Here is a 24,264-nt window from a genome sequence, read left to right on the forward strand (position 1 = left end):
TTATTTTTTTAATATCTTTGATAATAGTTCTTCTGCTAAATACTAAGCCCTGATAGAATAGCGCCATTATTATCAATGCCATATTACGGAATTTTTGTTCAATGCGTACGAGTCAATATTTACTGTCTACTTTAAAAGAAACGCCTGCCAGTGCAGAAGTGATCAGTCACCAGTTAATGCTGCGTGCTGGTTTAGTTAGAAATGTTGCTTCTGGTTTATATACTTGGTTACCCACTGGTTTAAAAGTACTTAAAAAAGTTGAGAACATTGTACGTGAAGAGATGCAACGAGCAGGCTCTAATGAAGTGTTAATGCCGATGGTTCAACCCGCAGACTTATGGGAAGAATCAGGTCGCTGGGACGATTATGGCCCTGAATTATTACGATTAAACGATCGCCACAAGCGTGATTTTGTTTTAGGCCCAACTCACGAAGAAGTTATCACCAAGTTAGTTGCCAACGAATTAAGTAGCTATAAACAGTTACCTTTAAATGTTTTTCAAATTCAAACAAAGTTTCGTGATGAAATACGCCCTCGTTTTGGCGTAATGCGTGGTCGTGAATTCTTAATGAAAGATGCTTACACCTTCCATTTAGAAAAAGAATGTTTAGAAAAAACTTATCAAAAAATGTTTGATGCATACTGCCGTATTTTCGACAGGTTAGGTTTGGATTACCGCCCTGTTATTGCAGATACCGGCTCTATTGGCGGAGATACGTCTCATGAATTCCACGTATTAGCGGATTCAGGCGAAGATGATATCGCATTTAGTGATGCAAGTGATTTTGCCGCTAATGTCGAAAAAGCAGAAGCACTTGCTCCTTCAGGAGAAAGACCGGCACCAACTCAAGAAATTCAAAAGGTTGAGTTAAAGCTTGAGCGCTTAATCAAAACAACAGAAACAGAACTCAATACCAGTGTAAAAACGGTACTAGTACTTGGCTCAGTTGCTGAAGATGAGCCTGAAAAATTAGTAGCGCTTGTACTGCGTGGCGACCATGAACTCAATGAAGTCAAAGCTGAAAACCTTCCAAGCGTTGCTGCTCCTTTAACATTAGCAACAGAAGAACAAATATCAGCGCTTGTTAACTGTCATAGTACTTCATTGGGTCCTAAAGATTTACCCATTGAAGTAATTGTCGATAGAAGTGCCGCCCATTTAAGCGACTTTGCTTGTGGTGCCAATGAAAATAATTACTCGTTCACCGGTGTTAACTGGCAGCGAGATTGTGGTGATATTACTGTTGCTGATATACGTAATGTTGTTGAAGGCGACCCTAGCCCATGCGGCCAAGGTAATATCATTATTAAGCGTGGCATTGAAGTTGGCCATATTTTCCAATTAGGTCAAAAGTATGCTGAGGCGATGAATTGTGCTGTACTTAACGAAGGTGGAAAAAACCAAACGTTAACTATGGGGTGTTATGGAATCGGTGTTTCTCGTATTGTTGCTGCCGCTATAGAGCAAAACCACGATAAATACGGTATTAAATGGCCGAAAGCTATCGCACCGTTTCAAGTGGCTATTGTGCCAATGAATATGGCAAAGTCAGCTCGTGTAAAAGAAACGGCTGAAGCCTTGTATGAGCAACTACAACATCAAGGTGTTGAAGTCATATTTGATGATAGAAAAGAACGCCCTGGTGTCATGTTTGCTGATCATGAGCTTATGGGAACGCCTTTATTATTAATTGTTGGCGAACGTAATTTAGACGAGAAAAAAGTAGAACTGAAAAACCGTATTACGGGCGAGAAGTCTCTAATAGCTATTGATGATGTTAACGCTTTGTTTTCTCAATAAAAACTGAGTGAAAAGCATTTCTTTAATCAGGGGGCGTTGAGCCCTCTTTTTATTTTTGTGAGATTGTATACCGTTTTATATAGCTAAATGTTTCATATTTATATTATTTTTCATTTAAAAAAAGCAAATTAACGGTTTCAATCATTAACAAAATTGGCAACAATGGAGTCATCAATCACCCTGAAATTCATATTTTAAAGAAGTGCCTAACTCATGAAAGCTATTACTAAGTCATCTAAATTAAACAAGGTTTGTTATGATATTAGAGGTCAAATAGCCGCAGAAGCCCGTCGTCTCGAAGATGAAGGACATAAAATTCTCAAATTAAACATAGGCAACCCTGCCCCTTTTGGATTTGCAGCCCCTGACGACATTTTAAAAGACGTTATACACAACTTACCAAGCTCTCAAGGTTACTCTGAATCGCAAGGTATCTATTCAGCTCGTGTTGCAGTAATGCAATACTTTCAACAACAAAATATAAAAGAAGTTAGCGTAGATGATATCTACATTGGTAATGGTGTCAGTGAACTTATTGTCATGGCTATGCAAGCACTTCTTAATAATGATGATGAAGTATTAATTCCTGCACCAGATTACCCGCTTTGGACTGCTGCTGTTGCCTTATCAGGTGGTACACCTGTTCATTACCATTGTGATGATGAAAATTTTTGGTACCCAAACCTTGAAGATATGGAAGCCAAAATATCTAAAAAAACCAAAGCAATTGTATTAATAAACCCGAACAACCCAACTGGCGCTGTTTATCCAGAAGAAGTATTACAAGGTATCATTGCCCTAGCCCGTAAACATCACTTGATCATCTTTAGTGACGAGATTTACGATAAAATCTTATACGATGAAGCTACACATATTCCTACTGCGAGTTTAGCTCAAGATGTGCTCATTATTACTATGGGTGGTCTGTCTAAAAACTATCGAATTGCTGGTTTTAGAGCTGGCTGGATGGTGGTTTCAGGGCCAAAAATACACGCTGAAGATTATTTAGAGGGTTTAAATATTCTATCATCAATGCGACTCTGCGCTAATGTTCCATGCCAGCACGCTATTCAAACAGCACTTGGCGGTTATCAAAGCATAAATGAGTTAATTACTGGTGACGGGCGCTTATTAAAACAACGTAATATCGCCGAGAAAATGATCAATGATATTGATGGTCTCTCTTGCCACCCAGCAATGGGAGCACTGTATTTATTTGTTAAAGTTGATAATGCTAAATTTAATATTACCGATGATGAGAAGATGATCTTAGATCTGCTCAAGCAAGAAAAGATACTTTTAGTGCATGGTCGTGCATTTAATATTAAAGATAATAATTATTTTAGATTAGTCTTTTTACCGCATGTTGACGAACTAATTCCAGCACTTGAGCGATTGAAAAACTTTTTCTCGACTTACAAACAAGTTAAATAACCTCAGCTCGGGATAATAAATAGCTCCCTAGCAGCTATTTTTCCTTACTTCTGTGTTAAATTCATAAACAATAGAATAACTTATGTGGACTCCCTCTTGTCAACAATAAAAACTTCTTTGAAGAATTAAACGCATACTTATGTTCGAGCTCTAATTGAGTAGCTAACTCTGGCTCATTGATATTTTCGCGAACAGGTAACCAAATCTATAAAGCGAGCTCTAGGCTCTTAGTTATTCACTGGTTTTACCTGCTGGTTTTTATCTTCAATTGGGCGTTTTTATTGTATGAACCTCTTAAGCTGTAATTAATACCGCTTTGTATTCTGTGCCTTGGGTCAACATTGCAAAGGCTGTTCTTACTGTTTTGTTCGCTAAGGCTACCGCTGCACAACGTTTTCCTCTGCGAGCAACCAATGCTTGTATCCATGCCTCTTTTTGGGTGACGGCTTCTCGTGTCATTATCCGGTTAATCGCTGACATTGCTCCTACGATAAGGTTACTGCGTAACATACTGTTTTTCACGTATTTACCAATACTGCCCAGTTTTACTTTTCCACCCGTTGAATGCTGAACTGGGGTTAACCCTATACAAGCAGAAGCCTCTTTGCCTTTGTGAAACAGCTCGGGTTGACAACCCAAAGCAATATATAAATTCACCGCATTGATGGTGCTTACTCCTTCTAACTGTAGTAACCTTTTACATTCAGTATGTTGTGTCGATATGTTAGCCAACACCTCTTCATAATGCACTATCGATTTTATTAAACCGCGATATTGTGTCCAGGCCATTTGTAATGCGCTTCTAAATTCAAAAGATAGGTCATTTTCACCATCTTCTAATGTTGCTTGAATGACACCTTTTAACCCACCATCACGGTTGGACACCCGAATATTCAATTCCAATAACAAACTTTTTAGTTGGTTGCCTAAAGCTGTTTTCTGTTTAATTGCTAATTCTCTAAAACGCATGATGGATTGCAATTGTTGCTGTTCAATATTTTTACCTGAGATAAAATTAACATCCGGTAGTAAAGCTGCTTGCACAACCGCTAACGCATCGTTTTTATCTGTCTTTTGGTTTTGGCGCACTGAATGGACAAGTTTAGGGCAAATGAGACGAGCATCATGCCCTAAACTAGTGGCTTTTTGTTTCCAATAGTTCGAGGTACTACAGGCTTCGAAAATAACTGTCGCTGATTTAAGGTTGGCTAAGAAGATTAAAAACTCCCTCGTTGTCATTTCTGTATTAGAACGCACGCTTTTGTTTGTATATATACAAACTTGGATAACTTCTTTTGCTAAATCTACACCAATGATAGTATTATTCATGTTATGGACTCTTTTTAATATGTTTTGTGTGGTAACAAATATATTACCTCACATCTTTGGGTGTGAGGGAGTCCAATTATCTATTCTTAATGAATTTGCCTTGAATTAAGAAAAACTATCAAGCTAGTGAGTTGCTAAAACCACAAGTCTAACAATTTCAAACGATTAACTTATCTCTTAACCCGAGCTGAGGTTAAATAAATAGTCAATAGTGAGTAAAATATTACAATAAAAACGATTAATTAACTTAATCGTTTTTATATTGCTTTAAAATAAAGCTTTAACAATTGATGTGCCAAAGCTTTTTCGCTTGCTCTGCTAACTCTGCTCGAAAGTCAGGGTGGGCGATAGCAATAAGTGCCTGCGCTCTTTCCTGTAAACTTTTACCCCGTAAATTAGCTACCCCATACTCAGTAACAATATAATGAACGTGCGCTCTAGTCGTTACCACACCTGCACCACTATCGAGTGTGGCAACAATTCTTGAGAGTTCACCTCGTTTAGCCGTTGAAGGTAATGCAATTACGGCTTTCCCCCCTTTTGATAAATTAGCGGCACGAATAAAGTCCATTTGTCCACCAACGCCTGAATATATCGATGTACCAATTGAATCGGCACAAACCTGACCAGTAATATCAACTTGTAGTGCGCTATTGATTGCTGCGACATTATCATTGCGCCTGATAATAGACGTATCATTAACATACTCAATATCTAAAAAAGCTACTTGTGGGTTATCATCAACAAAATCATAAAGTTTTTGAGTGCCTGCTGCGAACCCCGTGACAATTTTACCCGGGTGTACTTTCTTTAATTTATTATTAATCGCCCCTGCTTCAATTAACTCAAGAACACCATCAGAAAACATTTCTGTATGAATACCTAAATCTTTTCTATCTTTTAAACAGGCTAATACTGCATCAGGGATAGCTCCAATGCCCATTTGTAAACAGTCGCCATCTTTAATCAACGCAGCAACATTTTCACCAATGGCTTTAGTCACCTCATCAAGATGTGCTTTTGGATGTTGCGGGAGTTCATCTTCTTGCCAATAAACGCTATGAAACCTATCGTAAGCAATAAATGCATCACCATGAGTTCTCGGCATTTTCGGGTTGATATGTGCGATGATTTTCTTAGCCATTTGACAGGCTGAATTGGTCGCTTCTACTGAAACACCCATTGTACACATGCCATGTTGATCAGGTGGAGAAACTTGAATGATAGCAGTATCTATTGGCTGTTCTTTTGAACGAAATAATTTCGGCAATTCAGAGAGAAAGATAGGTACATAATCAGCTTTACCTTGCGCGATTAAAGGACGCGTTGAGGCACTAGTGAAATAGCAACGATGCCGTAAGTGAGGCGTTAATGATTCATCAGCTAACACTTCTCCCCTTTCGGTATGAAGCTGCATCAATGTTAAGTTGTTGCGTTTTTTAGCGTGCGTCGCAAGTGCAGAGAACAAAACTCTTGGTGTTGCAGCCATAGAGTGAGTCCAAATGTATTCATTATCTTCAATAATTGAAACCGCTTCTAAGGCGGTTTTACAGACAGTAACTGACATATTTTTTTCCAACATAATATAACCCTACACAGTGTAATCAATCAGTAGATAACCACTTCTGATTTACATCAAATAGCATTAACTCATTAAAAATTTACATATAAAAAAAGCGACAATAATGTCGCTTTTTCGTTACAGTAATTTAAGCTAGCTAATTACTGTTACCAATTTTCCACGCCTTTCATGTCAGGTAAGGTATGTGCAATACCTTTATGACAATCAATACACGTTTTCTCACCAGTGCCTAATGCATCTTTATGCATTTTAACACTACGATTACCTTGTTCTGAGAAATCCATATATTCAAAGTTATGACAATTACGACATTCACGTGAATCATTTTCTTTCATTCGTTTCCATTCACGCTCAGCCATTGAACGGCGGTGTCCATTAAACTTTTCAGGCGTATTAATAATACCTGTTAGTTTGCCCCAAACTTCTTTACTGGCTGCAATTTTACGGATTATTTTATGAGTCCACTCTTTAGGTACATGACAATCAGGACATGTCGCCCTAACGCCCGATCTATTTGAGTAGTGAATCGTTTCACGATATTCCTCATAAACATTGTTTTCCATTTCATGACAGCTGATACAGAATTCTTCTGTATTTGTTACTTCTAAAGCAGTGTTAAAACCACCCCAGAAAATAATACCGCCGGCAAAACCAATCAACAATATAAACCATAATCCCGCGCTATTTGGCGACTTAAGGTATTGCAAAAAGCCTTTTTTATTATTTGCTTTCGTCATTTTTTTCCCCTTTCACATTAGGACTTATTCATTACCCAATGACTCAACAGGCTCAAAGGTATTATCTACCAATGGTTTTGCATCTGCTTGAGTTACATGACATTGAGAACAAAAATAACGACGCGGAGAAACATCTGAAAGTGTTTTACCGTCGCGAGTTTCAAAGTGAGTTAAGCTCACTTTTGTTGCACCCGTTTCTGCCGCATATTTCCAACCATGACACGTAAGACACTTGTTAGAGTTTAAATCAACACGGTAACCACGAGTTTGATGTGGAACCATAGGTGGTTGATGCACATAGTTACGAGCAATAGGATTTTTATCCTTAATCACACGTTTCATTGTTTCTGCTTTTTTAGTTTCATCAAGTGTTGCTGTGCCACGAAGTGATTCAACGCCACCAGAGTTAACCTCTTGTGCATGTAATGTTGTTGTGCAGGCTAAACCTAAAACCATTACAACATATGATAATCTTTTCATAATTATACCTCTGCCTTTCTAGGCAAAATTGTCGTTATCTTAAATACATCTTGTGAGCACACATCAATGCAACGACCACAGTTTGTGCAATCGGCTGCTTTAATGAGTGGGCCAAAGCCTTTGCTTTCTCCAAACAATGGCATTTTCAATATCTCAGGCTCGGGACAAATAGCGAAACAATCCATACATTTATCACAGTTGTCTCTTTTAGTTGCTGATATCTTAATTGGACTAAAACGACCAATTAAATTATATAGTGCCCCTTGCGGACAAATATGACCACACCATCCCTGCTCTACGAGTAATAAGTCAAACAAGAAAATACCAACGAGTATTATCCAAGCCATTCCCATACCAAATATCACACCACGATGAAATATTGATACCGGGTTAATTAACTCCCATGCCATCGTACCTAAAAAAATAGGTAGAATAAGTGCCATGGCTAAAACCCAAAAACGAGTTTTACGAGATAGCTTCGTTGACGTTCTAATTTTCAATTTCCGTCTTAACCAATGTGCTGCATCACTTATCATATTGACAGGGCAAACCCATGAACAAAATACTCGACCTCCTACCAAGAAATAGCCAGTAGTGATAATCAAAGCGCCTATTATTGCTGTAGTTTCAGGAATATGTCCTGCTGCAAACGCTTGCAACAAAACAAAAGGGTCAGTCATCGGTACTGTGTCTAATAAAACACTAGCACTTAAATTGCCCTTAATAACCCAAACACCAAAAAGAGGGCCAAGCATGAACAAACTTAAAATAGTAAGTTGGCTAAACCTTCTTAATAATAAATACTTATGTGCTGATAACCAGCCTTTACTCGCTATTGCTTCTTGACCTACAGGGTGTTTCATTTATTGAAGCCCTTCAGGTACACGATCTGGAAGATCTAATACTTCATCAATTAATGAACCACCAGCATTGTCTTTTTCAATCCAACCCCAGCGATAATGTTTACCTAACTCACCTTTTGCAAGTTCTAAAGGAAGTACTTTAATTGCTGCTTCAGGTAATGGGCACGCATGTTCACATTTACCACACCCCGTACATGCATCTGAATGCACCGTAGGAATAAACATGGCATGATGCCCTGTTCTGACATTACGTTCTACTTCAAGTGTAATTGCTTCATCCATTAAAGGGCAAACCCTTACACAAATGTCACAACGCAAACCTTGAGTGTTTAAACATGTTTCGCGATCCAATAAAACGGCCAGCCCCATTTTAGCGTCATCAATTGACGCTAAACTAGGTGATATCGCGCCTGTAGGGCAAGCCTCTTGACAAGGAATATCATCACACATTTCACAGGGAATAATATTCGCATCAAAGTAAGGCGTACCTGTTGTAACAGGCTCAAATAACTTACCAAGTTTTAACGTATCATAGGGACATGCTTCAACACATAACCCACAACGAACACACGCAGCTAAAAAGTCTTCCTCGCTCAATGCGCCAGGAGGTCGTAAACATTGAGCAGCAATGCTTTGAGATTGCTTGGCATAACCAGCAAGCCCTGTAGCTAACAAACCTACACCACATATACCACGGCTAGCATCAGTAATTAACTGACGTCTAGACATTTTCCTTGGTTGGTAAGTATTTTTACTGCTCATCATTAACTCTTGATTTCTGTAAATATAAAGTAATGGCTAAAGTCGTTAAACTTTAGCTATTTTCACGGCACACTTTTTAAAGTCAGTTTCTTTTGACAATGGATCCGTTGCATCTAGCGTTAACTTATTTGTCAATTGCTTCGCGTCAAACCATGGCATGAAAACTAACCCTTTAGGTGGGCGGTTTCGGCCTCTTGTTTCTATTCGAGACTTCACTTCACCACGACGAGAGGTAACAATACACTCATCTCCTCGACGTAAATCACGCTTACGTGCATCATCTGGATGCATAAATATTACCGCATCAGGGAATGCTTTATGCAGTTCAGGTACACGAGCTGTCATCGAACCTGAATGCCAATGTTCAAGTACACGACCAGTGCTTAACCATAAGTCATATTCTTCATCTGGTGATTCTGCTGCTGGCTCATAAGGTAAAGCAAACATCACAGCTTTTTTATCTGGCTTACCATAGAATTGAACACCTGAGCCTTTTTCTACATAAGGATCATAGCCTTCTCTAAAGCGCCACAATGTTTCTTTGCCGTCTACTACAGGCCAACGTAGGCCACGAGCTTCATGATAAGTATCAAAATCAGCTAAATCATGTGCTTTCCCACGACCAAAGATTGCGTATTCTTCGAATAAACCTTTTTGGATATAGAACCCAAAATCTTCAGCTTCTTGGTTAGCATCACCTTTACAATCACTAGTAGGGAATTTATTAACCTGGCCATTAGCATATAGCACATCATATAAAGTTTTATCTTTATACTCAGGCGCTTTAGCCATTAATTCTTCAGGCCATACTTCTGATACTTTAAAGCGTTTTGAAAACTCAACTAACTGCCATAAATCAGACTTTGCTTCACCGGGAGCTTGCACTTGTTGATGCCAGAACTGTGTACGACGTTCTGCATTACCATATGCTCCTTCTTTTTCTACCCACATTGCTGTTGGTAAAATAAGATCGGCTGCTTGAGCAGTAACCGTAGGGTATGGGTCAGATACCACAATGAAGTTTTCAGGATTACGATAACCCGGTAAACCTTCCTCGTTCATGTTTGGCGCAGCTTGCATGTTGTTATTACACATAACCCAATACGCATTTAACTTACCGTCTTTAAGCATACGGTTTTGTAAAACTGCATGATAACCAGGTTTAGGTGGAATAGTACCTTCAGGTAATTTCCAAATTTTTTCAGAAAACGCTCTATGCTTAGGATTTTTAACGACCATATCAGCTGGCAAACGGTGGGCAAAAGTACCTACCTCACGTGCAGTACCACAAGCAGATGGTTGACCTGTTAATGAAAACGGACTATTACCAGGCTCTGAGATTTTGCCTGTTAATAAATGCACGTTATACATTAAGTTATTAGCCCAAACACCACGAGTATGTTGGTTAAAGCCCATAGTCCAGAATGAAGTAACTTTGACTTTAGGGTCGGCATACATTTTAGCCATTTCAAGTAAGTTAGCTTCAGGAACACCAGAAAGTTTCGACGTATACTCAAGCGTATAAGTACTAACAAACTTACTAAAGGCTTCAAAGCTCATTGGCTTAGAACCGCCTTTACCTGGGTTTTTAGCCGCTTGTTCTAATGGATGTGTTGGACGTAATCCATAACCAATATCTGTCACACCTTCACGAATATTAACGTGTTTGTCTAAGAAGTCTTGGTTAACCGCATCATTTTGAATAATATAATTCGCAATAAAGTTTAAAATAGCTAAATCGGTTTGTGGCGTAAATACCATACCGTTATCAGCTAATTCAAAACTTCTGTGCTTGAAAGTAGACAGTACATGTACTTTAACATGTGGTGCACTTAAACGACGGTCAGTTAAGCGTGACCATAGAATAGGATGCATTTCTGCCATGTTTGATCCCCAAAGGACAAACGCATCTGCATGCTCTAAATCATCATAACAGCCCATTGGCTCATCAATACCAAAGGTACGCATGAAGCCACCTACCGCTGACGCCATACAATGACGAGCATTTGGATCAATATTATTGCTTAAGAAACCTGCTTTCATCAATTTAGATGCAGCATAGCCTTCCCAAACTGTCCATTGACCTGAGCCAAACATACCAACTGAGGTAGGGCCTTTTTTCTTAATAGCTTCTTTAAACTTATCAGCCATTACGTCAAAAGCGGTATCCCAGCTAACCGGTGTAAAATCACCTTCTTTATCGTACTGACCATCGGTCATACGTAATAAAGGTTGGGTTAATCTATCCTTACCGTACATAATTTTAGATAAGAAATACCCCTTGATACAGTTTAACCCTTTGTTTACGGGGGCATCTGGATCACCTTGGGTGGCGACGACTTTACCGTGTTGAGTCCCGACTAGTACACTACAACCTGTACCGCAGAATCGACATGGCGCTTTATCCCACTTTATTTTGCTCTCAGATGATTTTGTAATCAAATTCGAAGCTGAAGTAGGTATTGATACGCCTGCTGCAACGGCAGTTGCGGCGATAGCGTTTGCTTTTATAAAATCCCGTCTTGTCAGTGTCATTTTTGCCCTCCTGAAAACTGTGCTAGTCCAGCATCATTATGATGAAAAATTAATGATGAGGAAATCACACCTGGGATGTTGCTCATAGTTGTTATTGTTTCAATTAAGCGTTGATCTTTATTGTCTTCTTCTATTGTTACTACCATGTTACCGCTTTCAGTAATTTCATGGACTTCAGCGCCTGGGAACTCGCCTAGTTTTATCGCAACTTCATCAGCCTTTTCAGGATAAGCAGCAAATAAAACCCCCGCGATATTAACAGGGTTTTCTTCAAGTAGATTGATCACAATAATTGACCTCTGTTTAATTCGTTTGTGTAAGGCTTCTCAGCCTTGATTTTCATTTTGATAGTAAAATTTTCAATTAAGTTATTAATGCTTTTATTCCTTCGCTTCAGCACCAGTCATTTTAAGCAATAAAACAGCAAAAACGGCTGTTCCGATAAAACCACTTAAAAAAATAACGGGCATTGAAGAGTAACCTAATACTGTCCAAATTAAGGATTCAAGTGCACTCACGTTAATCTCCTATTGTTATTGTTGAGGTATCTAAAAGCTTTATTTCTATTGCCGCTTGAGGGCAAACTGAAACACAGGCACCACAACCAGTACAATCATCTTGATTAATACGCATTTGTGGTACTGAAGACTTTAGATATTGAAATGAAATAGCTTGGGTATCACAACTATCTTGACAGCTCTGACACATAATTTGATTTTGTGCTAAACAACTGCTCTTAACCGTCGTTTCTATATGCCATGGCGCTTGTGATAAATCATCGGAAAAAACATCTTCGTGACACGCAGCAACACATTTTTGGCAAAAGGTACACTCACCTAAAGAAAAATCTATTTGAGGAAAACCACCGTCACCTTTTTTAATGATTTGCGTTTCACAGGCTGAAATACACTCTGTACATTGCGTACAGTTATCATACAAAGACTGCTGACTTTTAAGCCAAGGTAAGCGTAGAGCTGATTTTTCACTAGGTCTTTTACCTCGGAAAAAATTGCGTCGCGATTGATCTACACCTACAGTCATTGACTTGCCTTTTAAATGTTGAAAAATGGTATTTATTCATTTACTCGTTCATTAGTTTTAATGAGCTTGCAAGCGAATGCTCTTGTTTTCGCTTCAATAAATAAAGAATAACCCTTTTTCTTTTAATGAATTGATTATACACCGATTAAAATGACAAACATCAAGTAGCGTTCTATATACCTTGATATAGATCAAGGTATTTCTCAAATCTTTTGACATATATCAAAATGAGAATAGCAGGTAAACCTAATCGCTGCTTATGCTATAATCAAAAAAGCAGCATCAACAAACATAAACAACTGAATATAAAGAAAAACATAGATTATCACATTCATCTCAGTTTAAGGTGATTGCAAATTCAATCATGAGATCATGCTTTGACAAGTAGGTTACACCTCATGATTGAATTAGGGGATTTATTGATAAGTAAATTGTTCTGATAATTGGATATTATCTGAAGATGTTCCTAACAGCACGGTAAATTGGCCTTTTTCAGCAAGCCAAGTATTTTCTTTTATATCCCAAAACGATAAATCTCTAGTCGTGAGTTGTAATGAAACTCGCTTACTTTCGCCCGGTAATAACCATACTTTTGTAAAATCTTTTAATTCTTTCGCTGGCCTTTCAACGCTAGAGTCGACATCATTCAAGTAAAGCTGAATCACCTCTGCACCAGCAACTTTCCCTGTATTAGTCACAGTTAACTGAACGGTCTGTGTTTCTTTTTCGCTTAGTGCTGTATGCGAAATAGCTAAATCTGAAAGTGAAAATTTAGTGTAGGAAAGACCATGCCCAAATGAAAATAACGGTTTAATATTTTGTTTTTCAAACCATCGATATCCAATGAATACTCCTTCCAAATATAATGATTCTTGTGCATTGTAGTCATTCAGTTTTATGGGCGCAGTATCTTCAAGATATTTAGGTAACGTAATAGGCATCTTACCACTCGGGTTCTTATCTCCCATCAAAATATCAGCAAAAGCATGGCCTGCTTCCATACCGCCATACCAGCCCCAAACGATAGCGTTGACTTTGTTTTCCCAAGGCATTTCTACGGCTGAACCTGCAACCAAAAACACGACAGTTTTGTCATTGACACGAGCAAGCTTTTCAATGATTTCATCTTGCGCAAAAGGCAACTTCATACTAGTTCTATCAATAGACTCTCTATCATCACTGTGACTTAGTCCACCAAAATAAATTACGGCATCAGCTTTTTTAGCGGCGTCGATGTATTCTTTTTCACTGGCAAATAATTCTCCTGGCGCGTCCCAACCTAAAGTAAAGTGTTCACGTCCGTCGTATTGAATCTCAAACTGATAAATTTCACCTTCTTTTAACGCAATATCATGTGAAACTTTTTCAATGATATCAGGTTTATTTGCATCACTTTTATGAGAAATAACCAATTGATTGTTAATCTTCAATCGAAAATCACCCAATGTTTTCAGGTTGAGTTTATGGCTACCTGTTTGAAGAGGTTTAATCTTAGCGGTCATCGTTATATGTTGCATTGTCGATGAACTATTAGCGTCAAACATAGAATCTACTATCCAAGATTCTTCAAGCAACTTTTCTCTCAAAGGCTCCGCAAAGTAAGATATATTCCATGCTGGCGTTCCTGTCCAATGTCTACTGACGATGTAGTCACCGGCAATTGCCGTTAGTTCACTACTTCGAGCACGCATTACGGTAATATTTACATCATTTCCCAATTTGGTTTTCAATCCTGCTAGAGGTGTTATTTCATATAAAGATTTAACTTCTGAAGAGCCTCCTCCTGTTCCATGTTTTTTATCAGCATTGGGACCTAACACTAAAATATTTTTCAACTGTTTTTTATTAAGGGGTAAAATGGGTTTATTATTCACATGGCTATTTTTAAGAAGAACGATGCCTTCTGTTGCGATCTTTCTTGCTGCTAATTGGTGAGCGCGTGTATTTCTTTCTCCTTTTTTTCGGTTATCATCATACATGCCAATTTTATGCTGAACCCTTAAGATTCTTCGAGCCTTATCGTCAACAATAGCTTCAGGTATTTTCCCTTCTTTAATTAGCTTAAGAAATGGTTTCGCAAAAAAGTAATCTTGGTAATCATCAACTTTTGTGCCCATCTCTAAATCTAAGCCATGCATTGCTGCTTCATAAGTATTTATATCAACATGCCAATCGGTCAATAACACTCCTTGATACCCCCACTCTCCTTTTAATATATCATTAACTAAGTGCTTACTCTGATTTGCATTGGTACCGAAGTATTCGTTATAGGCTCCCATCATTCCTAATACTTGACCTTCTTTTACTGCGGCTTCAAAAGCAGGTAGATAAACTTCTCTCAATGTACGCTCATCAGGCTTTGCATTAACTCCCGTACGATTTAACTCCTGAGTATTCAAAGCATAATGCTTGACCGTTGCTGCTACATCATTCGCTTGAATACCTTGAATTTGAGGGACAACTAGTTTTGCTGCAAGCACAGGATCTTCGCCCATATATTCAAAATTTCGGCCATATAAAGGTAGACGAGCAAGGTTGACGCCAGGCCCTAAGATAAAGTCCTTTTGTCGCTCTCGCGCTTCAGCGCCAAGTACCTCACCATGCAATCTAGCAATATTTTTATCCCAACTTGCAGCAACAGAAGTTAAATGAGGTAAATATGTAGCATGATCATCTGTCCAACCAGCAGAATCCCAACTATGACGTTCTATTTGATGTCTTACACCATGAGGACCGTCAGAAAGCCACATCTCTGGAATACCTAACCGCTCAATCGCATTAACATGAAATTTACCACTGGCGTGAGTTAATGATACTTTTTCTTCAACTGTCATTTGCTTTAAAAGAACTTCTACTTTTTGCTCTGCGTCCGCTAGTCTTTTTTGCTTTACTTTTTCTTTTGTTATTTTCGGGATGTTTTTTTGTGTCGAAGTTAATGCTTCTTGATTTTGGCATCCGCTAAAAATAACTACAAAAGCAAGCACTGTTAATAAGTTGACTGATATTTTCATATAAGGCTCTATGTTACTCATTGATAAACAATAATTTTCGTTATTGCATTTAATTTTCTAAAGCAAATATTGCTTTAGCGCTCATTTTAAGAGGCATGTGCCCTTAAAACGCTTTGAACTTTTCTGTGCGTTTTCACCACAACTTTTTCCATACTCCTACAGCGGTGAGCTTATATCTTTAGGTTGCTCCCCATAAACAAGTGAAAACGCCTTAGTCAATCAAAATAATGTGGTCAAAAACATCTGCGGTGATATACCCAAGGTTTTTGTCACCTTCAATAGGTTTAATAAAAGTAGAGCCAATAAAACTCTCCCGTTGAGGGCTGCCATCGTTATCACAATATGCGAGCATGAAGCCAATCTTCTTTTGCTTCATGAGTGTAACTGGCCGAGATGAATCTCCCTGGAAACTATCATCAAATAACCTGATAGATAACTCCCAATTAATATTGTGTGGTTTTTGTGTGTCGCGTCGCCATACACTAGTGATATGATCATTTAATAAAACAACTTGAGCAGAACCCTCTTCGTTTTGACCTCCAATGTCTGCCACTTGGTTATCTAAGGCGACATGGTAGGCAAAAGCATTATGGTTAAATTGATGTTCGCCTCCTGAAGCATCTTCATCAATAAATACTTCAAGGCAATCATCATCCCAATAGGCAAAATAAGGATTGGCATGTTGATCAAATAACACATCATCTGTTATTTCAACCAACAGATATAATTGCTGGTTATCCCATAAAACTTTAAATCGACCACTGAAATCTTCGGTTGTGGGAGGAGTTCCAAGAATAAGCTCGTCTATTGGTTGCCATAATGCAATCTGCCAACTTTTTTCGTTAACCAAGCCATCAATAACAATATCGCCTTTGGCTTTTACAACCTCAATAGGTGATTTAGCATTTGACGAAAAAATCAACGCCCCAAAAACGATAGCTAAACTAATCAATAATTTTTTCATTAGCACCTCTATTTTTAACATGAAATCATTAAGCGACACTTTTCTTCAATATCTGAACAGACGTCAGCAATAGAACCTTTACATTCAATTGGGCATATATCTGATTCTCCTGCTTGGGGCGCTTGCATGGTTTGTATTTGGTTTGATAACAATTTACTGTTAAAAAAATGATCGTTTCTTTTATCAAGTCGATCAAAAAGTTCTTGTTCACTAACGTTCAACCAAAAAAATTGATTCGTTACATTTAATTGTCTAAATAACTGACGATGTTGATATTTTAAACCAGAATATGCGAGTACAACGTTTTTTCGAAGATATGAATAATATTCAATTTTTGCAATAATTCGTTCAATCCAAGGGAGCCTCATATCATCATCCAAAGGTATACCTGAAGCCATTAACGCTTTAGCTTCTTTAGAATGAAAGTCATCAGCTTCAACCAATTCAAAAGGGGAGCTAGGTTGATTCAGTTTTAGGGTTAATCGTTTTGCTACACTTGATTTCCCTGTGCCGCTAACTCCCATAATGATAAATAGATAAGGCCGTTTAAACTCGTTTAAGTGATGAGTGCTTACACTGATTTCTTCAGGCATTTTCAGGTACCTTAACTCGCAGCGTATAAACGGTATTGTTGCAAATATTCTCAATTGAGTTATTGGCTAGCAACTCATTATTTAAATACACGACGGTTCTTGTGACGTTTGAGCATTTATACACGTCAAATTGAAATTCTGCGCCTCTGAAGGTACGACTGCCTGTAATATGCGATAAATGATGCGGTAGTTTAGGGTTTACTATTAAAGCGTTACCTTTGCCTTTTAATCCCACTAACTCTTCAACAATACATCGATACAACCAAGACACAGTACCGGTATTAAATAATTGACTAGAACGCCCTGCTTGCTCAGGAAATTGATAATAAGCACCGCGATAATAATTTGGCACAAAAATAGGCAACTGACCTGTTGAGTCTATATTTTTCATTGAAGGAATGATTTTTGTAATGACTTCAAAAGCTAAATCATTTTCATTTTGTTGATACAAACTATAAGCGTAAAAGATAGCAGCATGATTATAGACTGAGCCATTTTCAGAAACGCCTGGATGTTTTTGCGTGATTCGACCAATGTCTTCAACCATCGCGGTATAGCTTGGTGCTAACATCATTACACCATGAGGGGTCATGAGTTGTTGATTAATATGATTAATCATCACTTTTCGCTGTGTAACACTTGCTGCGCCACTTAACATAGCCCAACTCTGAGGGTTAAGAAATATTTTACCTTCGCTATCATTTTCAGTGCCAAAAATACGGCCATCATCGGTAATGCCACGAGCGTACCATTCACCTATCCATAAATGCTGGTTTACGGCTTTATTCAGTTTTTTAGCGGCTAGTCGATACGCGTTAACTTTATTTTGACAAGCTTTCGTAATGTAGTTATCACAAATATCACACCAAGTATTAATAGCATAAGCACTCGCTAACGTTAACCAAGATGATACGCCTTGCCCTTTATAGCCGACCATATTCATTGGATCACACCAATCACCTTGCTCGATATAACTTAACCCTCGTTCATCGGTAGATTGAATTAGCCAATCTAAAGAGCGTTCAATGTGAAAAATCACTGACTCAACGTGATCACTATCAAGAAAACTGATTTGTTCATACAGTAATTCAACATCTGCCGTTTCATCTAAATAAGTCATCAGACAAATGGGTAGCCAAACACAATGATCAGCATGGGGGATTTGATTTATGTACTTTAATTGCGCATTTTTGTGTAGCAACACGCCATCAGGCATTGCACCATTGATATGTTGTTGTGATAGCGTTTTTAAAAAAGCTTTTCGGGCACTTTGTGATTCAATAAAACACATCCCCATACTATCTTGCACATAATTTCTTGTTTGAGGATCGGTCGTTAAACGATGCACGTCACCATGATAATACATCTGTCTGGGTAGCCAATAATTAATGAAATCATCAAAGTGTTGTTCGCCAGTATTAATATGTAAACACCCTGCGCCCATGTTCATATAATTATCGTAACTATGTTGTTCGCTTTGCTTTTTTTGCTGATTGAAATAGCAAGCAATTAATGACGAAATCTCTTTTTCATCTTTAGCAGGCCCAAATAAAAAGTTAAGTGTTAGATCGCTTTTAGCAGCTAGCGTTTCATAAAACTGCATGACCGCTACAGGCGTTTCATAGCGCGCCTCTACATTATCTAATGTACTATTATTAAGGGCGTCAGGGTTATGTAATCCCCCCTCTCCTTCAAAGATACTTTGATTTGCATGCCATGAAACAGGTACTTTATCTGAAACCAGAAAAGTCTTATCCTTTAAGTCTTTATTTTGAAAGTAATCTTCAACTTTTTGATAAGGGGTTACTGAGGTTGCCACGATCGCATTGAGATTTTCATCAAATCTAGCTGATTGATTCATCCACGACATATAGCCAATTGTAAAATAAGGATAGACACTGATAACCCTCTTCTCATCACGCAAATTTAGCACGTTGAAAGACCATTGCTCTGCAACATTTGATTCACTTAAGGTCACTTTAATAGACACTTTCAAATCAAATAATTCGCAATTCCATGTTATGGAACTTTGTTCTTGAATGAATTGAAACTTATCGAGTTTCTTACGCATTGGCTCATAAGGTAATGAGAATATTTGCTGAGTCACTTCATCTTTAATGTAAAAAAAACGTCCTGCATGATGAGTATAATAAGCATGTTCAGGTTGCATAAATGTTTTTGCTTCAATATTGGGTCCATAAGCATATTTTGCGGGCTCAGGCTGCATAAATTGAGCATTGACATACCCCCGACAATTCACTTGTAATAACTGCTGTTTATTCCATAAAAAACCACTAGCTTTTGGGTGTTGAGTTGGACTATCAAGTACAACGTTAGGGAACCCTCTATTTTGGTTACCCACAGTTACTTCCCCCCTTAATATGCTCAGCTTCTTGGCAATAAAGTTGTGCATGAATATGACCAAGCTTTTTATCAGTCAACGGATAAAACCAAATTAATGGTACAGACAATGCGGCAAACAAGCCGGGGATAAGCGTTAACAGTAAAACAATTCCTTGCTCTGATGATGCACTCTGTACTTGATTAGCAACATAACCTAATGAAGCAAGCAACCAACCTATCACTGCTCCTGCAATAGCTCCGCCAAGTTTTTGTGAAAAAGACGCGGCCGAAAAAATCATCGCTGTTGCTCTACGCCCTGTTTTATATTGTGAATAATCAGCAGTATCGGCATACATTGAGAAAACTAATGGCGACTTAGGTCCCAAGGCAAAACCAATTGCAATTTGCATCGCAAATATCAAGGTAATGTTTTCAGCAGGTATAAAGTAAAAAATAATGGAAAGAAAAGCGACAATTGACATTAATAGCATTAGCAGCATTTTTTTATCTATAAACTTAGTCAATAGAGGTGTAGCAGCTGCACCCGCAGCAAGCGATAACATATAAGCCATAGCAAAACTGCCAATAAGATCGGGTCTACCGACATAGTATTTAAAATAAAACGTACCCGTACTTCCCCTAAGCGTTATTGTCATCATGATGACCAATGCTAGCGAGAATAAAATGAGCCAAGGCTTATTATTGGTTAAATCTTTTATATCTTGTAGTACATTCGTTTTTTGATCTGCAGGAGGAGAAATTCTTTCTTGGGTGGTAAGAAAAGTAATAATGAATAAAATTGCCGCAATGACACCATAAAGCCCCATGGTATATTGCCAACCTAAGGTTTCATTTCCTTGACCAAAGTAACTTACTAGCGTTGGCGTAAAGTAAGCAACAAGGCTTCCTCCTGTGAAAGCACCAATAAACCGAAAACTGGTAAGTACTGTTCTTTCTTGACTATTACTGGTGATAACTCCAAGTAATGCGCCATAAGGCACATTAATAAAGGTATAGGCTAGCATCATAAATATATAAGTAAGGTATGCCCATATAATTTTTGAGGTACTATCTAAGTCAGGCACGGTAAAAGTTAGTACGCCAGCAGCAACTAGCGGTAATATCCCCCATAATAAATACGGACGAAACTTTCCATATTTACTCTCTGTTCTATCAGCTAACGCTCCCATTAAAGGATCAGAAAATGCATCAATAACTCTGGTGACCAACATCATAGTACCAACTGTCGCCGCAGAAAGACCAAAGACATCGGTATAAAAAATGAATAGGAATACATCAAATACACGCCAGTAAAAATTTGACGCTACATCTCCACAGGCATAGCCAATTTTTTCATTCAGTGTGAGTTTTTCACTGATGTTAATTTTTGACTGTAAATGTCGTTCTAATGTTTTTTTATGCACTTGCATCACTTCCCGATAAATGAGTCATTTTATGTTTATTGAATTTTCAAAAAACAAAATGTAAGCGCTTACAAGTTAACTGAATTACTATATCAATTGCAATATAAATTTTAATAAAACGAGCAATAAATACATTTAAACCATTATAAACAACATGTTAAACAGAGCCAAAAGTAACACTTCACTTTAAAAACTTTGCCTTTTCTCTTTTATAAATTGGTTAAAAAATAATTAATTTAAAATAACAGTTGATCTATCGAGATGAATAATCTAGTTTAGATGTAAGCGCTTACATAATAAAAGAGCTTGCGAATAAGTATTTTTTTTTGCATTATCTTGAAAGCGCTTACATCAACTAAATAATTATAAAGATGGTTATATAGCCAGGAGATATAACATGAGTCAGACCACCTTCACCAAAACAAAGGTTGCAACAAGTTTGTCACTAATACTTGGTGCAACGTCACTGCCTGCTATTTCTGCAGAGCAAGCAAACATAAAAGAAAAAGATGAAATTGAAGTCATTGCTGTTACAGGAATGCGCTCAAGCATTAAGGAATCAACCGCTTTAAAGCGTGATGCTAACGGTGTCGTTGATGCCATTTCAGCTGAAGATATTGGTAAATTTCCAGATACCAACCTTGCGGAGTCATTACAGCGTATTACCGGTGTTTCAATAGATAGAACAAATGGTGAAGGTAGTAAAGTAACGGTTCGTGGTTTTGGTCCTGACTTTAATATGGTGACATTAAATGGCAGAACAATGCCGGCTTCTAGCTTACCAGCTGGAGGCGGTGTAGCAAATTCTCGTGCCTTTGATTTTTCAAATTTAGCCTCTGACGCAGTTAAGTCGGTTTCTGTTTACAAAACAGGTAAAGCCAATATTGCAACTGGCGGTATCGGTGCAACTATTGATATAGTTACCAGTAGACCACTTGATAACCCAGGTTTGCAAGTCAGCATAGGCGCTAAAGCCCACGCAGATACAACAAACCGAGTTGGTGATGATTTAACACCTGAACTTTCTGGCTTATTGAGCTGGACAGACAATGATGAAATGTTTGGTGCCTCATTAACATTCAATACCCAAGAAAGACACAGCTCTTCATCAGGTGCCTTTGTAAACCAATGGCGTACTAGCCCTTACGATGGCACTATTCCTCAAGCTGCAGATGACATTCAAATAGCTAATGAACCCCAAATAGATCAGCTATATTCTATGCCATCTGATTTACGTAACTATATTGCAGATCGAGAACGTACAAGAACAAACGCTCAACTTACTTTACAATTTAGACCTGTAGACTCTCTTACTGCAACACTTGATTACACTTACGCTAAACAAGATCTTTTTGAAGCGCGCGCAGAACATTCAATTTGGATGGATACATATAAGTCTAGTTTAGGTTTTGATAACGAAACAGCAACAACTCCTGTTGATTACAATGAAGATCGCGGCAGCCAACCTCCAAGAGATTTAGGTTTAGCGCAGCAAGAATTAAATCAAATTAATGAAAATGACTCTATAGGCTTAAACCTAAGTTACGATGTTAATGATTACTTTAATGTGACTCTTGATGCACATAGCTCTGCTGCTGAAAGTACACCTGATGCGGCGTATGGTAGCTGGTTAAATACAGGTTTAGGTGCCAACATTTCTGCTGGTCAAGGCGTTGATTTCACCAATGACTACCCTACTTTACGCGTTGATTTTGATGATTGCGATTCACGCAGAGGCTTAAACTGTAATGGCGTTTTAGATCAAGATGATGTTGGTACTTCAATTCTTGATATGCAATATGCGGCTCAAAAGTCAGAAATTAATCAATTCCGTTTGATTGGTAACTATCAGTTTGATGAAGGTAGTATTGAGTTCGGTGTCGAATCACGAGCAATGGAAAGTCATTCGGTTCAATCATTAACGCGTCATACCATGGGTAATTGGGGTGTTGAAAACCCTGGTGAATTACCAGAAGGTTATTTAACACCTGAGCAATTTGGTAATGGTGCTGGTGGCTACTCTGATGGTTTTACTGGCAGCGCGTCTCAAATTGGTGCTTGGGCTGCAGGTGCATACGGCTTTGATTTTGTAGCCGATGGTGCATATGCAACCAATAGAACAATCAAAGAAGATATTACGGCAGCCTTTTTGCAGCTTGATTTATCTGGTGAGTTAGGTGGTCGCCCTTACAATGTATCTGCTGGTGTTCGTTTTGAGAATACTGACATTACATCATCAGCGAATGTAACCTTACCAAATGCTGTTGCTTGGGAAGGCAATAATGACTTCAATGTGCGTTATGGTGAAGGTATGGAAGATTTTAGTGCGAATGCTGACTATAGTCATGTTCTACCTAGTTTTGACTTTGATATTGAAGTGGTTGATAACGTTATTACACGCTTGTCTTACAGTAAAACTATTGCACGACCAACATATGATCAATTAAGTTCTGCAGCATCTGATGTGAGCGGACCTTCAGGCCCTACGACTTTACAGGGAGTTCAACTAGGTACTGCATCAAACGGTAATCCAGGACTTGTGCCTTTAGAGTCTGATAATATCGATATTTCTGCAGAATGGTACTTTGCTGACACAAGTTACGTGTCATTAGGTTATTATGAAAAAAGAGTAAATAACTTTGCTGGGCGCCAACCCGTTGTTGAAAATGTTTATGGCCTTCGTGATGCAACAGCAGGACCAAGAGCACAAGCTGCTGAAGCTAAACTGTTAGAATTAGGTGAAGAAATTACCGACACTAATTTATTTGCGATGGTTGCTGCAACAGAAAATAATGTCGATTTTTATTCAATGCCAGCAGAAGAGTTCGAAGTGCATTATGATGTATTAGCAAACTCAGATGATCCATTGATGGACTTCACCGTTACCAAATTTGTTAATAATAAAGAAGCTAAAATTGATGGTTTTGAATTTGCCGTACAACACTTCTTTGGCGAAACAGGCTTTGGTGTGCAAGCTAACTATACTACAGTAAATGGTGATATTGGCTTTAATAACACTGGTGATCCAAGTGTCACTCAGTTTGCCTTAGTTGGTTTAAGTGATACCGCAAACCTAGTATTGATGTATGAGAATGATTCATTTCAAGCGCGAGTTGCTTATAACTGGCGCGACAAATTCTTAAACACACAAGCTCAATATATTAATGAGCCAGGTTATACCGAAGAATATGCCCAAATTGACTTTAATGTGGCTTACCAATTCAATGAAAGCTTGTCTGTTTTCTTAGAAGGTATCAATATTACCGGTGAAGATACGCGAACACATGGCCGTACTACGGTACAGTTATGGAACTATGCAGAGCAAGAGGCGCGTTATGCATTAGGTGCACGTTATACCTTTTAG

Annotated in this window: 18 protein-coding genes; 3 read left to right on the plus strand and 15 right to left on the minus strand. The window is 38.2% G+C overall.

The features are described from left to right. The first annotated feature begins 101 nt into the window (after positions 1–101). A complete protein-coding gene (locus tag D1094_RS14440) occupies positions 102–1,802 on the plus strand; it encodes a proline--tRNA ligase (protein ID WP_118960818.1) in 1,701 nt (566 codons plus the stop codon). Positions 1,803–2,015: 213 nt separating this feature from the next. Next, a complete protein-coding gene (locus D1094_RS14445; protein ID WP_118960819.1) occupies positions 2,016–3,236 on the plus strand; it encodes a pyridoxal phosphate-dependent aminotransferase in 1,221 nt (406 codons plus the stop codon). A 294-nt stretch (positions 3,237–3,530) separates the two neighbouring features. Here the strand turns inward: D1094_RS14445 and D1094_RS14450 are convergent, their stop codons facing one another. From D1094_RS14450 to D1094_RS14520, 15 genes are all read right to left on the minus strand, one after another. Then, a complete protein-coding gene (locus D1094_RS14450) occupies positions 3,531–4,565 on the minus strand; it encodes an IS110 family transposase (protein WP_118960820.1) in 1,035 nt (344 codons plus the stop codon). Between the two features lie 280 nt (positions 4,566–4,845). Next, positions 4,846–6,132 carry an acetyl-CoA hydrolase/transferase family protein gene (locus D1094_RS14455; protein ID WP_118960821.1) on the minus strand — a complete coding sequence of 429 codons (1,287 nt, stop codon included), beginning with the start codon at positions 6,130–6,132 and terminating at the stop codon, positions 4,846–4,848. 161 nt (positions 6,133–6,293) lie between these two features. Then, positions 6,294–6,884 carry a NapC/NirT family cytochrome c gene (locus D1094_RS14460; RefSeq protein ID WP_118960822.1) on the minus strand — a complete coding sequence of 197 codons (591 nt, stop codon included), beginning with the start codon at positions 6,882–6,884 and terminating at the stop codon, positions 6,294–6,296. A gap of 24 nt (positions 6,885–6,908) precedes the next feature. Beyond that, on the minus strand, positions 6,909–7,364 hold the full coding sequence (locus D1094_RS14465; protein ID WP_118960823.1) for a nitrate reductase cytochrome c-type subunit: 456 nt from the start codon (positions 7,362–7,364) through the stop codon (positions 6,909–6,911). A gap of 2 nt (positions 7,365–7,366) precedes the next feature. After that, on the minus strand, positions 7,367–8,227 hold the full coding sequence (gene napH, locus D1094_RS14470) for a quinol dehydrogenase ferredoxin subunit NapH (protein WP_118960824.1): 861 nt from the start codon (positions 8,225–8,227) through the stop codon (positions 7,367–7,369). Then, on the minus strand, positions 8,228–8,989 hold the full coding sequence (gene napG / locus D1094_RS14475; RefSeq protein WP_118960825.1) for a ferredoxin-type protein NapG: 762 nt from the start codon (positions 8,987–8,989) through the stop codon (positions 8,228–8,230). A gap of 45 nt (positions 8,990–9,034) precedes the next feature. Beyond that, positions 9,035–11,524, minus strand: a complete 2,490-nt coding sequence (gene napA / locus D1094_RS14480; protein ID WP_118960826.1) for a nitrate reductase catalytic subunit NapA — start codon at positions 11,522–11,524, stop codon at positions 9,035–9,037. After that, positions 11,521–11,811 carry a chaperone NapD gene (locus D1094_RS14485; RefSeq protein WP_182440201.1) on the minus strand — a complete coding sequence of 97 codons (291 nt, stop codon included), beginning with the start codon at positions 11,809–11,811 and terminating at the stop codon, positions 11,521–11,523. The genes napA and D1094_RS14485 overlap by 4 nt, the downstream gene beginning before the upstream one ends. Before the next feature lie 93 nt (positions 11,812–11,904). Beyond that, on the minus strand, positions 11,905–12,042 hold the full coding sequence (locus tag D1094_RS14490; protein WP_118960828.1) for a TIGR02808 family protein: 138 nt from the start codon (positions 12,040–12,042) through the stop codon (positions 11,905–11,907). Between the two features lies 1 nt (position 12,043). Continuing rightward, positions 12,044–12,565, minus strand: coding sequence for a ferredoxin-type protein NapF (napF, locus tag D1094_RS14495; RefSeq protein ID WP_118960829.1), 522 nt, complete (start codon positions 12,563–12,565; stop codon positions 12,044–12,046). A gap of 416 nt (positions 12,566–12,981) precedes the next feature. Beyond that, positions 12,982–15,576, minus strand: a complete 2,595-nt coding sequence (locus tag D1094_RS14500) for a glycoside hydrolase family 3 C-terminal domain-containing protein (protein ID WP_118960830.1) — start codon at positions 15,574–15,576, stop codon at positions 12,982–12,984. Between the two features lie 211 nt (positions 15,577–15,787). Then, positions 15,788–16,540 carry a sugar-binding protein gene (locus D1094_RS14505; protein WP_118960865.1) on the minus strand — a complete coding sequence of 251 codons (753 nt, stop codon included), beginning with the start codon at positions 16,538–16,540 and terminating at the stop codon, positions 15,788–15,790. Positions 16,541–16,554: 14 nt separating this feature from the next. After that, on the minus strand, positions 16,555–17,133 hold the full coding sequence (locus D1094_RS14510) for a gluconokinase (RefSeq protein WP_118960831.1): 579 nt from the start codon (positions 17,131–17,133) through the stop codon (positions 16,555–16,557). Then, a complete protein-coding gene (locus D1094_RS14515) occupies positions 17,126–19,495 on the minus strand; it encodes a GH36-type glycosyl hydrolase domain-containing protein (protein ID WP_259337972.1) in 2,370 nt (789 codons plus the stop codon). The genes D1094_RS14510 and D1094_RS14515 overlap by 8 nt, the downstream gene beginning before the upstream one ends. After that, positions 19,488–20,900 (minus strand): MFS transporter, encoded by a 1,413-nt coding sequence (locus D1094_RS14520; protein WP_259337973.1) that lies wholly within the window; start codon positions 20,898–20,900, stop codon positions 19,488–19,490. Before D1094_RS14520 ends, D1094_RS14515 begins: the two co-directional genes overlap by 8 nt. A 397-nt stretch (positions 20,901–21,297) precedes the next feature. Between D1094_RS14520 and D1094_RS14525 the strand changes: the two genes are divergently transcribed. Then, positions 21,298–24,264, plus strand: a complete 2,967-nt coding sequence (locus tag D1094_RS14525) for a TonB-dependent receptor (protein ID WP_118960834.1) — start codon at positions 21,298–21,300, stop codon at positions 24,262–24,264.

Source organism: Colwellia sp. RSH04, assembly GCF_003545765.1.
In the GTDB taxonomy this organism is placed as follows: Bacteria; Pseudomonadota; Gammaproteobacteria; order Enterobacterales; family Alteromonadaceae; genus Colwellia.